This window comes from Wenzhouxiangella psychrophila, assembly GCF_042310375.1.
GTDB lineage: Bacteria > Pseudomonadota > Gammaproteobacteria > Xanthomonadales > Wenzhouxiangellaceae > Wenzhouxiangella.
Window position 1 is genome coordinate 39,647 of sequence record NZ_JBHJMQ010000003.1, and the last position, 12,734, is coordinate 52,380.

Sequence of the window (12,734 nt, forward strand, 5' to 3'; positions counted from 1 at the left end):
GCCGGCCCGTCATCCCTGCTCGCGCAGGGACTGCACGTGATCGTTGAGTGAGCGCAGGTTGGCGAAGGCGTCACGATTGCGTTCGTCATCGGCCTTGAGCTGAACGCCGTACTGCCTGGATATGGCCACGGCCAGTTCCAGGGCGTCGATGGAGTCGAGTCCATACTCGCCCCCGAACAACCGTTTTTCGGGCTCGATGTCCTCGGGAGAGAGATCCTCGAGGTTGAGCGCGCTGACGATCAGTTCGGCCAGTTCGTGTTCCTGCGGCGACTGTTGTGTGCTCATTTCTGCTCCTCCCGGCTGCGGCGACGACTCGTGCGTCGAACCCGCCCAGGATATGAATATGATCTTGCGGATTGGGGCGCTGGCCGTCGACGACGGCAGACAACTTTGTTAACGACATTATAATACGGAAGATGCCACCGACACCCGCCGCTTCCCGACTCCAGCCTGGCGATTGCCAGCTCGCTTTCCTGCCGTCGCGGGTTGATGTGGCCGTCATCGGCGGTGGTCCGGGCGGGTCGACGATGGCCAGCCTGCTGGCCCGTGACGGTCACTCGGTCGTGTTGCTCGAAAAGGACGAGCACCCGCGCTTTCACATCGGTGAGTCGCTGTTGCCGCACAACATGAAAATCATTCGCGAACTGGGACTCGAAGGTCGGCTGGCCGGTCACGGCGTGTTCAAGCCCGGCGCGGACTTCACCAGCGATGCCGCCGAAGAAAAGCGCCATGTAATTCGCTTCGACGAGGCGCTCGATGTGCCGGATGGCTGCGGTCATGCCTGGCAGGTTCGCCGATCGGAGTTCGACCGGATGCTGTTCGATCACGCCACCGAATGCGGCGCGAAATCTTTCCAGAAGACGCGCGTACTCAGCATCGATTTCGAAGCTGACGACCCCGAACTGACAGTCGCGCACGCCGGTACCGAGCGTCGTTTCCGAGCGCGCTTCGTGGTCGACGCCAGCGGTCGCGATGCGTTGCTGTCGAGGCGGTTCGGCCTGCAGCAGCGCAACCGCGAACACGGCACGGCCGCGCTTTACGGGCATTTTCGCAACGTGCCGCGTCGCAGCGGTGAGGCGGCCGGCAACATCAGCATCTACTGGTTCGAGCACGGCTGGATCTGGATGATTCCGCTCGCCGATGGCGTGATGAGTGTCGGCGCGGTGTGCAATCCCGATTACCTGCGCCGTCGTGGGCGCGACGTCGACGGCTTTTTCTTCGATACGCTGTCGCTCAACCCGCACGCGGCCGAGCGCATGGACGCCGCCGAACTCGTCTCGCCGATCACCGCAACCGGCAACTATTCCTACTTCTCGCGCCAATTGATGGGCGATAAATGGCTGCTCGTCGGCGATGCCGGCATGTTCGTCGACCCGGTGTTTTCCTCCGGGGTCTTCTTCGCCATGTACAGCGCCCGGCTGGGTGCGGACGTCGTGCGTGCCCAGTTGGCGGGGAATCCACGTGCAGCGGCCCGGGCCCGCAAGACCTACCGCCGCAAGGTGCGCCGCGGCGTGCGCGAGCTGTGCTGGTTCATCTACCGTTTTCCGGCGCCGGCCATGCGCCATCTGTTTCTCAATCCGAGCAACGTCTTCGGGCTGCGCCAGTCGGTCATTTCCGTGCTGGCCGGTGACCTGCACGACAATCCCCGCGTGCGGCGGCGCTTGCGCTTGTTCCGCCTGATCTATGCGTTGATGAGCCTGCGCTACCTGCCGGGGGCCGTGCGGGCCCGGCGACAGCGTTTGCGCAATGCCCGAATGGAGTTTGACCATGCTGCATGAGGCCGCATACATCGACCTGCCCGGGGGCCTGGCGGTCGAAGCCGGCGGTCTGCCGACGGAGGCCACCTTGCTGCATTTCGCCCTGGCCTCGCCGCGGGCCGGGACGGCCGGCTGTGGCCTGGATTGGCTGGGTGGCGACCTCGCCGCCGAGAACTGGCGCGTGGACGGGGCGGTGCAAGCCGGCGGCACCGGCGATCTCACGTGGCGCCGCGCCGGCGACCTGCTGTTCCTGGCACTCGAGCAGTCCGACGACCCCGCCGCGGATCCGCGGGAGGCAGTCGAGTCCGCTTACGAGCGTTTGCTGTCGGCGGCTGCCGAAGCCGGCTGCCGCCATTTGCTGCGTGCATGGAATTATCTGCCGGCGATCAACGCCGGTGACGGCGACGCCGAGCGCTATCGCCGGTTCTGCCTGGGGCGGGCCGCTGCGCTGGAAAAGGCCGGCTACGGCCACGGCGAGTTGTGTGCCGGCACCGCCATCGGGGGCGACGAACCGCTTCTGAGAATCTACCTGTTGTGTGCCCCGGCGCCCGGAATCAACATCGAGAACCCGCGACAGGTCAGTGCCTACCGGTATCCACGGCAATACGGGCCGCGCAGCCCGTCTTTCGCCCGTGCCACGGCGGTGGCCGGGCGTGATGATTCGATATTGCTGATGGTCTCCGGCACCGCCAGCGTGGTTGGCCACCGCAGCCAGCACGTCGACGATCTCGACGGCCAGATCGACGAGGTGATCCGCAACCTCGAGACGCTGTTGTCGGAATCGGCGCAAAAGCTGGGCCGGCCGGGGCTCGCCGAATTCGACGACACCGGCCTGCTGCGCGTGTACGTGCGTTACGCCGAAGACTGGCCGGTGATCGAGCGCCGGTTGCGTGAGCGCTGGCCGGAATCGCGCCTGGCCGGATTGCGCGGTGATGTTTGCCGTTCGGACCTGCTGGTCGAGATCGAGGCGGTCAGCCGGAGCTGACGGCGGCCTCGGCGACCCCTCGGGGACATTCGGTCAGGGCCCGCGGCAGTCCGTCGAGCAGGTCTTCTTCGACCTTGCGAGCGGCCTCCGCTGTTTGTAGTTCGGTACGCGCCCTGGTCGGGGCGATCGACTGCAGTCGGAGGGCCAGGGCGTGCAGCATGTCGGCATTATCCCGCAGCCGTTTCGCCAGCATCTCTTCATTATCCGCTGCGACTTCGGTGAGTTCGCGGTTGAGGCGCACCAGCAGCGGCGAGGCCGACTGGTCGACCAGGGCGCCGGGTGCTTCGCGATCGGGCTCCACTTCGGCCCATCGTCGGAACATGGCCTGAATCTCGATGTTGATGCGCCTGAGCCGGTCGAGCTCATCGCCGTGATGCGCGAAAAAGTTCATGTCGGTCAGGCGACGGGCGAAGAAAACCAGCGCCAGCACGCCCCAGTAGTACGCGTAGTCCCAGACGGTCTTGGCGCTCATCGCCCGGAAGTGGCCGAACAGCGGATACTGGCCGCGGTAGAGCGCCAGGGAAGATTCGTAGAAGGAAAAGTAGCAGCGTTCGTAAAGGCGCGCGCGGCGCGTGATGTTCTCGCCGGCCATCTCGCGCAGCACCAGGTCGGTGACGTAGGTGTTCGAGATCGCGATGAAGTCGCTGCCGGGTGAATAGAACGGGTCGAGGAATACGCCTGCTTCGCCGGTCATCGCCCACCGTTGTCCCGAATACACGGCGCGAGCGCCATGCGAGAAATGGCGCAGGAAGCGGAAGTCCTGCAGCTCGCCGCCGGCCTCGCGGACCGCCCGGTGGCAGCGCGGCTGGTGTTCGGCCAGCCAGGCCATGGCGCCGTCGAAGGACTTGAGCGAGTCGAAGTCATGCAGGGCGTTATCGAAGACGATGCCCACGCTGGTCGAGCCTGAAGCCAGCGGAATCAGCCAGACCCAGTAACCGGCCCCCATCAGGTGGTTGGTGGAGAGCCAGCGCGGCAACTCGCTGCAGCGCGCCTGCCATGCGGCGTCTTCGCTCCAGTCGTCGATATCGATGCGTCGGTCGATGCGGAACCACACGGCCGAGCAGTGGTGGCCGTTGTCTTCGACCAGGTCGAGCTTGCGGCGCAGGCGCGAGGCGCGGCTCATGGCGTCGATGACCCAGCGCGATTCGATCACGCGCGTCTCCTCGCCCCGCTCGACGTGCACGCGCTGCGGGGCGTCGCCATCGCCGGCCAGTTCGGTACCGGTCACGCGGGCGCCGTCGACGAAATCGACCCCGAGTTCGCGCGCTCGCTCCCCCAGGTGGTTTTCGAAGATGCCGCGGTCGAGTTGGTAACTGGGCACGGTCAGCAGGTGGGCAGCGCCCAGCTCGGCCGCCTGCGCCAGGTCGTCGTGCCCGCCGGCATGAAAGAAGAAGCGCAGGCCGTACTTGCGCAGCTGGTCGCGCTTGATGTGATCGGCCAGCCCGAGAACGTTGGTGAAGTAGTCGGCGGCGATCTCGACCGTCGACTCGCCGACCTTGTGGGCGGCTTCGGGCACCGGGTGGCGGTTGCGTTCGACGACCGTGACCCGGACGCCGGCATTTGCCTGCTTCAGCTGCAGGGCCAGCGTGAGCCCGGCGAGCCCGCCGCCAAGGATGGCGACGTCGGTTTCGGCGGGAATGGCATCGTGCGTATTCATGCCCGGATTATACGGCGCCGCGCGTTGATCGCCGTGTTCGCACAACGATCGGGGCAAAATTCCCACTGCGCCGGATCCGCCACGCTTGCTAGCTTGTGCCCCGTCCACACATGCTCAGACGGGGGACATATGAACAACCCGATTACCTTGATGTTGCTGCTGGCGACCTGCCTGGTCGCCGACGTCGATGCCCAGAAGGTCTATCGCTGTCAGCTTGCCGATGGCTCCACCACGTTTTCGGACCTGCCCTGCCGCTCCGACATCGGTGAGGCGGATCGTGTCGATGCCACGCCGCACCAGGGCCACCGGGCGTCGACGACTTCGGGGGCACCGGTTTATCGATTGTCCGCGAGTGCCGATGACGGCCAAGGCTCGCAGCGGTCCCGGCCCGGGCGCTCCCGCGATGGTCAAACGCTGTCGCGCAATGAGCGACTGTCGCTGGAGCGTAAGCGCAAGGAGCTGCTGTCGGGACTCAAGCGCAGGCACCTTGACCCGAAACAGCGCAAGGCGATGATCGGCGAACTGCGCGAGGTCGACGGGAGGCTCGGAATCGAGCCGGACGATATTGTCGACATGCCCTTCCATAACCGCGAAGTGTACGAAGACCACCCGGTTTTTGGCCGATAAGGGCCGGCGTGGCCCGGCCTGCTTCAGCCGAAGCGGGCCGGGCGCGTGATCATGCGCCACAGGCCCCGGGGATAGAAGCCGGCGAGGACGATTCGCCAGAACACGAACCAGAAGATTTCCCACACGTCGCGGCCGGGGCGAAAGTAGCTGGGGCGGGCGTCTTCGCGGTAGATGCTGTCGATTTCCACCGCCAGCGCCGGATAGCCGGCCCTGGCACCATCGATGAGCATCGCGGTCTCGAAGACGAAGCCGTGGCGCCTGGCGGTCGACGGCTTGACGCGTTCGAGCAGGCCGCGCGGATAGACGCGGTAGCCGCTCTGGCTATCGGGCAGGCGCTGGCCGCTGGCCCAGGATATCCAGAAATCGGCGAAACGGTTGGCGAAACGGCGGATCCCGGGCTGGCGATGACGCTCGCGCACGCGCGCGCCCACCACCACGTGCTCGGGATGGCGTTGCGCGGCTTGCAGCAGGCGGTCCAGTTCGGCGGGGTCGTGTTGCCCATCGCCGTCGAGGGTCGCGACCCAGGCTGCCTGCGTATCGAGCGCGGCGGCGAATCCGGCAGCCAGGGCAGCGGCCTTGCCGCCGGGAGTTTCGTGGCGCAGCAAGTGAATGTCGAGGTCTCGCACGGCCTCGCCGGTTCCGTCGCTCGAGCCATCGTCGACGACGATGACCGTTTCCACCCGGTCACGCACGGCCGCGACCAGGGGGCGGATCGTGCGCACTTCGTTGTGGGCGGGGATGACCGCGGCGGTATTCATGTCGCCGGCTCGATGCGCAGCCCGGGACCTTGCCGGGCGGCCAGGCGCACGGGCCCGCGATGGTGGCCCTGGGCCAGTGCGAGCAGGTGCAGCGCGCGCGCGGCCGGATTGTCGGTGGCCCGCTCGGCCAGGCCGGCCGGCAGCGACGGGCTGTCGTCCTGGTCCAACCCCGGCTCGGGGCCGAGAACGATGGCGTCGCTGTCGTCGTCCGCCACGCCCAGCAGGAAGGCGCTGGCAAAGGGATGTCGCGCCGACCAGACGGCGCGCATCGGCCCTTCGGCCGCCGAGTCGTACACGACCAGCAGCACCGGGCGGCCGTCGGCCTGGACGCGGCTGGCGGCTTCCACCAGGCCCGCGACCAGGCTGTCGATCGCGCCGCTGAGTGCGGTGACGTCCCCGCGCACGCCCGCGCCGATCGACCAGTAGCCGGCAGCGGCGTTGTGCACCGAGTTGTGGAAACGCATCGGAGAAAGCAGGTCGGGCGTGTCGGCCAGCGTGCGGCACATGTAGTCGCTGATGGCCAGATCGCCCATGCCCGAGGTGAATACGGCGTCGGGCTGGGACGGGTCGATATGGGCTGCACGGCAGGCCTGTTCGGCAGCCGCCATGGACAGGCGCACGGTCTCCGGACAGCGCCGGCGCTCGCGCGGCGACAGCAGGGAAATGCTCGTGGCGTCGGGTTTTTCATCGCCCAGCTCGCCACCGGCGAGCACCTGCGAGAGTGCGTCGATGTCGTGCAGGCCGGGGGCGCTCAGGCCGCAGCCGAGGATGCGGAGTCTCGTGATCATGCCGCCCCCATGACCAGCGTGCAGTTCGAGCCGCCGAAGCCGAAGGAATTGGACATGACTGCATCGACTTTCTCGCGCCGGTTCTCGCGCAGGATGAACGCCGCCGCGTCCGGCTCCGGTTCGGCGCAGTTCAGGCTGGCCGGCAGGAAGCCATCGCCCAGGGCGATCAGGCTGATGACCGTTTCGGTAATGCCGGCCGCACCCAGGGTATGGCCCGTCCAGGCCTTGGTCGAGCTCGCCGGCGGTGGTGTACCGAATACGGTCTTCAGCGCCATGGTTTCGATGCGGTCGTTCATGGGCGTGGCGGTGCCGTGGCAGTTGACGTAGCCGATGCGCTCCGGCGCCAGTCCGCCGCGCTCCAGGGCATGTCGCATGGCTGCGATGGCGCCGGCGCCCTCGGGGTGCGGCGAGGCCATATGGTGCGCGTCGGAGGTCTCGCCCCAGCCCAGCAGGCAGCCCAGTGACGCCTCGGGGTCGCGCTCGACGATGGCGAAACCGGCGGCCTCGCCCAGGTTGAGGCCATTGCGGTCGCGGTCGAATGGCCGGCAGGGCCCGGGGGAGACCAGCTCCAGCGAATGGAAGCCGTAGAGTACCGACAGGCACAGGCTGTCGACGCCGCCGACCACGGCCGCGTCGGCCCAGCCGGACTCGATCAGACGCGCGGCGGTCGCGAAGACCTTGGCCGAGGACGAGCAGGCGGTCGAGACTGTCTGCACCGGCCCGTTCAGGCCCAGTGCCGCGGCGACGAAGGCTGCCGATGTGTGCGGCGTGTGCACCCAGGGCATGACGTGCTCGGGGCGGAAGCGGCCGGCCTCGTCGAGGTCGCGGTAGGCGGCTTCGGTGCTGCTGATGCCTGCCGTCGAGGTGCCGATCACGCAAGCGATGCGTTCAGGCCGGTGGCGCTCGAGGAGGGCGGCGGCGCGTTCCCGGAACCCGTCCTGGTCCAGGGCCAGCGATGCCAGCTGGTTGTTGCGGCACTGAAAGCGCGACAGGTCGCCTTCGAGCGTCACCTCCTCGACGCCGTCAACGCGACCGATCCAGGTATCGAGCGAGCAATTCGGGTAGTCGTTGGCCCGCAGCCCGCTGCGACCGTCGATCAGGGCCGTGCGCAGCGCGTCGAGCCCGGTGCCGGCGGCACAGGTCAGGGTCATTGCAGCGATATGCAGGTTGTTCATGCGGATTCGGGATATTCCAGGCCGCCGCGCGGGCCGTGTCCAAGGGGTGCGCCAGTATAGGCAGGGTGGCGACCGGTCGCAATCACGATACGGCAAGGACTATGATGGCGCCTGTCCGAATCGTCCCTGAAGTTGCGATGAGTACCGTCTCCGGCCTGACACTGCGAGGTGTCCTGACCGACCCGGCCCTGCGCGAATCCCTCCTGGCCAGCACGCTGATGCTGTTGGCCAGCGCCGGCTTGTCGTTTCTCGGCGCCTGGGTCTGGGTTTTGTGCCAGGCCCTTCGTCGACCCGGCCCGTTGCCGGTCGACTGGTTGGTCGTGTGCGGGCACGTGCTGGAACAAGGCCGACCATCGCCCGTGTACCGGCAACGTTTGCGTCAAGCGGCCTGCCTGGCGGATGCGGACCCCGGTCTGCAACTGCTTCTGGCCGGTGGTGGCGAACCCTCTGAAGCAGCGGTGGGCCGTGACTGGCTGGTGTCAGAGGCGGGTATCGACGCCGGTCGCATTCACCTCGAGGAGCTTTCGACCGATACCTTCGCCAACCTGCGTCACGCGCGCGGACTGCTGCCCTCCGAAGCCAGGCTGGGCCTGGTCACGAGCCGTTTTCATCTGGGCCGCGTGCTGGTCTATGCCCGACAGCTCGGTCTCGATGCCGTGCCTTTGCCGGCCGAGCCGCGCTGGCGCTTTACATCCGGCAACCTCGCCGCCAGTTTCCGCGAGGCGGCCTTCCTTTGCTGGTTCGTCTGCGGCCGGGCCTGGGCGCGTCTGGCGCAGCGGGAGCCCCTTCTCGAGCGTCTCCGCTGACGTTTTTCGGTATGCCGCCGACGTAAAGGGACAGGGGGCGTTCGGGGCATCCTTTCGCGAAATGGCCCAGAACGTGAAGCTGTTCACTCTTCGAGTCGGGTGAAACCTTCCTTCGGGTGATGCCTTGCAGCGCTGGCACGCTAGTTGCATATTGATTCCCAGGCAATGTTTTGAACATCAATCCAAGGAAGGAGAACGAGCATGTGGGGATGGCAAAATATCGATAACAACGCGCGTCTCGATGATTATCTGGCCGTCCTGGATGTCGGTATTCGATTCGCCTTCCAGCCGCTGGTCGACGAAGGCAGCGGCGAAACCATCGGTCACGAAGCCCTGGTGCGGGGATGCAGGGGCGAGTCCCCGGCACAGATCATCGCTTCGGTACGGCCGGAAAATCTCTTCTACTTCGATCAGGCCTGCCGGCTGGGTGCCATCCGCGAGGCCAGCCGTCTCGGCCTGACAGGCGATCTCCATATCAATTGCACCGAGGTCGATCCGGAGAACCTGGAGGCCGCGCTGTCATCCACGGCGGACGCCGTCGAGGCCAGCCGCTTCAAACCGCAGCAGATCGTGCTGGAGTTCAACTCACTCGAGCGGCTGGGCAATCCGCGCCAACTCGCGCGCGTCCGGGCTCGGGCCAACGATTTCGGATTTCGCGTGGCCGCCGACAATTTCGGCACGGGCGAGGCCGGCCTCAAGCGCCTGGCCGTGCTGCGTCCGGAGTACGTCAAGCTCGATCGCGAGCTGATTGCCGGCATCGATGGCAGCCTGCGGCGCCAGGCGATGGTCTTGGGTGTGGTGGCCAGCTGCAAGGTGCTCGGCATCGTGCCGATCGCATCCGGCGTCGAGCGTGAGTCCGAACTGGCCTGGCTGCGTCGTGCGGGCGTGGAGCACTTCCAGGGTTATTATTTCGGTCACCCCGAGCTGGTCGAAGAGGACGAAGAGGAACACAACTTCCACCCGGCCGGCGAAGTCGGCCTGGACCTCAGTGCCTGTGCCGCTTGATCAGTTTGTCGATGACTGAATCCAGGTCGCTTCCCGCGGACTGAAGACACACAAGCAGGTGATAGAGAAGGTCCGCGGCTTCCGAATCCAGTTCCTCGCGCTCTCCGGCGGCCGCGGCGAGCGCGACTTCCACGCCCTCCTCCCCGACTTTCTGGGCACAGCGTTTGGTGCCCTCGGCCATTAGCCGCGCGGTGTAGCTCTGTTCCGGATCCGTTCCCGCCCGTGAGCGTATTGTCCGCTCGAGCCCGGCCAGGAAGCCGACGTGCGGGAAATGGATATCGCCGAAGCAGGTGTCGGTGCCGGTATGGCAGGTCGGGCCGTGCGGCCGGGCCAGCACCAGCAGGGTGTCGCCATCGCAATCGCCCAGCACATCGACCAGTTCGAGGTGATTGGCCGAGGTTTCGCCCTTTGTCCACAGGCGCTGTTTGCTGCGCGAGAAGAAGGTGACGCGGCCGCTCGCCCGGGTGGTCTCCAGCGCCTCGGCATTCATATAGCCGAGCATCAATACACGCCCGTCGTCGGCGTCTTGCACGATGGCAGGTAAAAGGCCGTCTCCTTTGCTCCAGTCGAGATCTTCGAGGTCGTGTTGATTGGTCATGTCTTTTGGGATCCGATAAATGTTTCAGGGTTCAGGGTTCAGGGTTCAGGGTTCAGGAGCGGGAGGCGATGGCTGCTGGCGCGCTGCTCATGGAAGTCTCCAGTTCCCGATAATCCATCCAAGCCTGATCGAAGCCTTCCGGAACCCCGAACCCCGAACCCGGAACCCCAATCCGTTCATTCAACTTCGCACCACCACTTGATGCTGGTGGAGCCAGGTCTTGAGCTCGGGGATGGCGATCTGGCCGGAGTGGAAGACGGTCGCGGCCAGGGCGCCGTCGACGTCGGCTTCGGCAAATGCCTGGAGGAAGTGCTCGGGCGCGCCGGCGCCGCCGGAGGCGATCAGTGGTACCCGGCAGATGCTTCGCACGGTCGAGAGTTGTTCGATGTCATAGCCTTCGCGCACGCCGTCGGAATCCATGCAGTTGAGCACGATCTCGCCGGCGCCCAGGCGCTGGACTTCGGTCACCCAGCTGAGCGTGTCGCGTCGGGGATCGACCATGTTGTCGGGGTCGCCGGTGTACTGGCGTACGCGCCAGCGGCCGTCCTCGCGGATGGAATCGATGCCGGCGACGACGCACTGGGAACCGAATGCGTCGGCCAGCTCACCGATCAGCGCCGGCCGCTCCAGGGCCGGCGAGTTGACCGAGATCTTGTCGGCGCCGGCATGCAGCACCGCGCGGGCGGTGTCGACGTCACGAATCCCGCCGGCCACGCAGAAGGGAATGTCGATGGCTCTCGCCACGCGCTCGACCCAGGCGATGTCGACGCTGCGCTTTTCGGGGCTGGCGCTGATGTCATAGAAGACAAGTTCGTCGGCGCCGGCGTCGCGGTAGCGCTCGGCCAGCGCCACGATATCGCCCATGTCGCGGTGGTTGCGGAAGCGCACGCCCTTGACGACCCGCCCGTCGCGCACATCCAGGCAGGGGATGAGCCTTACCGCGACCATTTGGCGATCTCGCTCAACTGCACGCGGCCCTCGAGCAGGGCGCGGCCGACGATGCAGCCGGCCACGCCGGTCTGGGCCACTTCGACCAGGTCCGCATCCGAGCCGATGCCGCCGGACGCCTGGACCGCCAGGGATGAGAATCGGTCACAGACCGACTCATACAGCGTCAGCGAAGGCCCGGCGAACATCCCGTCGCGCTCGATATCCGTGCAAAGCAGGTGCTGAAGTCCGGCATCGACCAGTCGGTCGAGCAGGGTGAACAGATCGATCTTGCCCGACTCGGTCCAGCCGGCCGCACGCGGCATCCAGCCGCCGTCGATTCCCTGGCTCACATCGAGGCCGGCGACGATGCGCTCGCCCTGCGGTCCGGCCAGCCATGCCGCCACGGTTTCGGGCTCGCGTACGCACAGGCTGCCGATGACCACGCGATCGGCACCGGCGTCGAGCCGGCGCTGGAAATCCTCGCGCGAGCGCACGCCGCCGCCGGTCTGCACGGCGACGTCGAGTTCGCTGCACAGGCGCTCGATGGTGGCCAGGTTCGCTTCACCGCCCGTGCGGGCGCTGTCGAGATCGACGACGTGAATCAGCGACGCACCGGCGTCGGCATAACGCTTCGCCAGCGCTAGCGGATCGTCGTCATAACGCGTCTCGCGCTCATAATCGCCCTGCTGCAGACGCACCACACGCCCGCCTCGCAGGTCGATGGCGGGTATCAACTTCATGAAAAGAATTGTTCACAGATGAACACAGATGAACACAGATGAAAAACATCCATGACAGCGCTCGAGCCCCTGGTGCGAGCTTTGGGCAAGCGAAACTCCGTTCGGCGTTCTATGTTTATGCAGTATCTGTGTTTATCTGTGTTCATCTGTGGACCATTATCTTTTTCAGGTTCTAAGGAAATTGCGCAGGATGCGCGCGCCGGCAGTGGCGGACTTCTCCGGATGGAATTGGCAGGCGGCAAAGTTCTTGTGGCGCACCACCGCCGCGAAGCGCTGGCCGTGTTCGCTCACGGCGACCGCGTGTTCGACCGGTGCGGCATAGCCGTGCACGAAGTAATACCACTCGCTGCCGTCGAGGCCTGCGGCCAGCGGGTCGTCGGCCACCCAATCGACCTGGTTCCAGCCCATGTGCGGCAGTCTCAGGCTGTTATCGACCTGGAGCCTGCGTACTCGCCCGGGGATCAGGCCCAGGCAGTCGACGTCGCCTTCCTCGGACGAGTCGAACATCAGCTGCAGGCCCAGGCAGATGCCCAGCACCGGTTGGCTCAACCCCTGGATCACTTCGACCAGCCCGGCCTCGCGCAGGGCGTTCATCGACCAGGCCGCCGCACCCACGCCGGGCAGGATCACCCGCTCGGCCGAGCGGATGACATCCGCATCGCGCGTGAGCACCGACTCGACGCCGAGCCGGCCGAGGGCGTGCTGAACGGAGCCGAGGTTCGCGCCGCCGGAATTGATTACGGCGATGGTCATAACCGGCCCCGAAAAGGAAATTTCTCGCAAAGGCGCAAAGGCGCAAGGGACGCAAAGGAAAATGAATTGAATTGATCAAATGCTTGCCCCGGCAATAGCAATAGGGCATTGATCAAGAAAGCCCTTGTTGAGTTTTTCCTTTCTTTATTACTTTG

14 protein-coding genes are annotated in these 12,734 nt (G+C 66.1%); 5 read left to right on the forward strand and 9 right to left on the reverse strand.

Going from position 1 to position 12,734, the window contains the following annotated elements; genetic code table 11:
• Positions 1 to 9 precede the first annotated feature (9 nt).
• Entirely contained in the window at positions 10 to 285 is a 276-nt protein-coding gene (locus tag ACDC66_RS04880) for a phosphopantetheine-binding protein (protein WP_376695562.1), read from the reverse strand.
• Positions 286 to 491: 206 nt separating this feature from the next.
• Here ACDC66_RS04880 and ACDC66_RS04885 point away from each other — a divergent pair, with 206 nt between their 5' ends.
• Complete coding sequence (locus ACDC66_RS04885; RefSeq protein ID WP_376695897.1) at positions 492 to 1,778, forward strand: NAD(P)/FAD-dependent oxidoreductase; 1,287 nt, start codon at positions 492 to 494, stop codon at positions 1,776 to 1,778.
• Positions 1,768 to 2,742: a chorismate transformation enzyme, FkbO/Hyg5 family gene (locus tag ACDC66_RS04890; RefSeq protein WP_376695563.1), complete on the forward strand. Its 975-nt coding sequence runs from the start codon at positions 1,768 to 1,770 to the stop codon at positions 2,740 to 2,742. Before ACDC66_RS04885 ends, ACDC66_RS04890 begins: the two co-directional genes overlap by 11 nt.
• On the opposite strand, the gene ACDC66_RS04895 is transcribed toward ACDC66_RS04890, so the two are convergent.
• Positions 2,729 to 4,399 carry an NAD(P)/FAD-dependent oxidoreductase gene (locus ACDC66_RS04895; protein WP_376695564.1) on the reverse strand — a complete coding sequence of 557 codons (1,671 nt, stop codon included), beginning with the start codon at positions 4,397 to 4,399 and terminating at the stop codon, positions 2,729 to 2,731. The genes ACDC66_RS04890 and ACDC66_RS04895 overlap by 14 nt on opposite strands.
• Positions 4,400 to 4,528: 129 nt before the next feature.
• On the opposite strand from ACDC66_RS04895, the gene ACDC66_RS04900 reads away from it, so the two are divergent.
• The gene (locus ACDC66_RS04900; protein ID WP_376695565.1) at positions 4,529 to 5,026 is read left to right on the forward strand and encodes a DUF4124 domain-containing protein; all 498 of its coding nucleotides are present in this window, start codon (positions 4,529 to 4,531) and stop codon (positions 5,024 to 5,026) included.
• Between the two features lie 23 nt (positions 5,027 to 5,049).
• On the opposite strand, the gene ACDC66_RS04905 is transcribed toward ACDC66_RS04900, so the two are convergent.
• Genes ACDC66_RS04905 through ACDC66_RS04915 form a run of 3 tightly spaced genes read right to left on the reverse strand, consistent with a single transcriptional unit; the run spans position 5,050 to position 7,747 of the window.
• Positions 5,050 to 5,784 (reverse strand): glycosyltransferase family 2 protein, encoded by a 735-nt coding sequence (locus ACDC66_RS04905; protein WP_376695566.1) that lies wholly within the window; start codon positions 5,782 to 5,784, stop codon positions 5,050 to 5,052.
• Positions 5,781 to 6,572 carry a beta-ketoacyl synthase chain length factor gene (locus ACDC66_RS04910; protein ID WP_376695567.1) on the reverse strand — a complete coding sequence of 264 codons (792 nt, stop codon included), beginning with the start codon at positions 6,570 to 6,572 and terminating at the stop codon, positions 5,781 to 5,783. Before ACDC66_RS04910 ends, ACDC66_RS04905 begins: the two co-directional genes overlap by 4 nt.
• A complete protein-coding gene (locus ACDC66_RS04915) occupies positions 6,569 to 7,747 on the reverse strand; it encodes a beta-ketoacyl-[acyl-carrier-protein] synthase family protein (protein WP_376695569.1) in 1,179 nt (392 codons plus the stop codon). Before ACDC66_RS04915 ends, ACDC66_RS04910 begins: the two co-directional genes overlap by 4 nt.
• Before the next feature lie 137 nt (positions 7,748 to 7,884).
• Here ACDC66_RS04915 and ACDC66_RS04920 point away from each other — a divergent pair, with 137 nt between their 5' ends.
• Positions 7,885 to 8,553 (forward strand): YdcF family protein, encoded by a 669-nt coding sequence (locus ACDC66_RS04920; RefSeq protein WP_376695570.1) that lies wholly within the window; start codon positions 7,885 to 7,887, stop codon positions 8,551 to 8,553.
• Between the two features lie 201 nt (positions 8,554 to 8,754).
• Positions 8,755 to 9,558: an EAL domain-containing protein gene (locus ACDC66_RS04925; protein ID WP_376695571.1), complete on the forward strand. Its 804-nt coding sequence runs from the start codon at positions 8,755 to 8,757 to the stop codon at positions 9,556 to 9,558.
• Here the strand turns inward: ACDC66_RS04925 and hisIE are convergent.
• The 4 genes from hisIE to hisH form a co-directional block, all read right to left on the reverse strand.
• Positions 9,539 to 10,156, reverse strand: coding sequence for a bifunctional phosphoribosyl-AMP cyclohydrolase/phosphoribosyl-ATP diphosphatase HisIE (gene hisIE / locus ACDC66_RS04930; RefSeq protein WP_376695572.1), 618 nt, complete (start codon positions 10,154 to 10,156; stop codon positions 9,539 to 9,541). The two genes, ACDC66_RS04925 and hisIE, sit on opposite strands and share 20 nt — an antisense overlap.
• A gap of 180 nt (positions 10,157 to 10,336) precedes the next feature.
• Entirely contained in the window at positions 10,337 to 11,104 is a 768-nt protein-coding gene (hisF, locus tag ACDC66_RS04935) for an imidazole glycerol phosphate synthase subunit HisF (RefSeq protein WP_376695573.1), read from the reverse strand.
• Complete coding sequence (hisA, locus tag ACDC66_RS04940) at positions 11,092 to 11,826, reverse strand: 1-(5-phosphoribosyl)-5-[(5-phosphoribosylamino)methylideneamino]imidazole-4-carboxamide isomerase (RefSeq protein ID WP_376695574.1); 735 nt, start codon at positions 11,824 to 11,826, stop codon at positions 11,092 to 11,094. The genes hisF and hisA overlap by 13 nt, the downstream gene beginning before the upstream one ends.
• 165 nt (positions 11,827 to 11,991) lie before the next feature.
• Positions 11,992 to 12,579 carry an imidazole glycerol phosphate synthase subunit HisH gene (gene hisH, locus ACDC66_RS04945; protein WP_376695575.1) on the reverse strand — a complete coding sequence of 196 codons (588 nt, stop codon included), beginning with the start codon at positions 12,577 to 12,579 and terminating at the stop codon, positions 11,992 to 11,994.
• Positions 12,580 to 12,734: the final 155 nt, after the last annotated feature.

Excerpts from the sequence above, each read along its gene's own strand:
- ACDC66_RS04880 (WP_376695562.1), bottom strand. The coding sequence starts at position 285 with ATGAGCACACAACAGTCGCCGCAGGAACACGAACTGGCCGAACTGATC.
- ACDC66_RS04890 (WP_376695563.1), top strand. The coding sequence starts at position 1,768 with ATGCTGCATGAGGCCGCATACATCGACCTGCCCGGGGGCCTGGCGGTC.
- ACDC66_RS04895 (WP_376695564.1), bottom strand. The coding sequence starts at position 4,399 with ATGAATACGCACGATGCCATTCCCGCCGAAACCGACGTCGCCATCCTT.
- ACDC66_RS04900 (WP_376695565.1), top strand. The coding sequence starts at position 4,529 with ATGAACAACCCGATTACCTTGATGTTGCTGCTGGCGACCTGCCTGGTC.
- ACDC66_RS04905 (WP_376695566.1), bottom strand. The coding sequence starts at position 5,784 with ATGAATACCGCCGCGGTCATCCCCGCCCACAACGAAGTGCGCACGATC.
- ACDC66_RS04910 (WP_376695567.1), bottom strand. The coding sequence starts at position 6,572 with ATGATCACGAGACTCCGCATCCTCGGCTGCGGCCTGAGCGCCCCCGGC.
- ACDC66_RS04915 (WP_376695569.1), bottom strand. The coding sequence starts at position 7,747 with ATGAACAACCTGCATATCGCTGCAATGACCCTGACCTGTGCCGCCGGC.
- ACDC66_RS04920 (WP_376695570.1), top strand. The coding sequence starts at position 7,885 with ATGAGTACCGTCTCCGGCCTGACACTGCGAGGTGTCCTGACCGACCCG.
- ACDC66_RS04925 (WP_376695571.1), top strand. The coding sequence starts at position 8,755 with ATGTGGGGATGGCAAAATATCGATAACAACGCGCGTCTCGATGATTAT.
- hisIE (WP_376695572.1), bottom strand. The coding sequence starts at position 10,156 with ATGACCAATCAACACGACCTCGAAGATCTCGACTGGAGCAAAGGAGAC.
- hisF (WP_376695573.1), bottom strand. The coding sequence starts at position 11,104 with ATGGTCGCGGTAAGGCTCATCCCCTGCCTGGATGTGCGCGACGGGCGG.
- hisA (WP_376695574.1), bottom strand. The coding sequence starts at position 11,826 with ATGAAGTTGATACCCGCCATCGACCTGCGAGGCGGGCGTGTGGTGCGT.
- hisH (WP_376695575.1), bottom strand. The coding sequence starts at position 12,579 with ATGACCATCGCCGTAATCAATTCCGGCGGCGCGAACCTCGGCTCCGTT.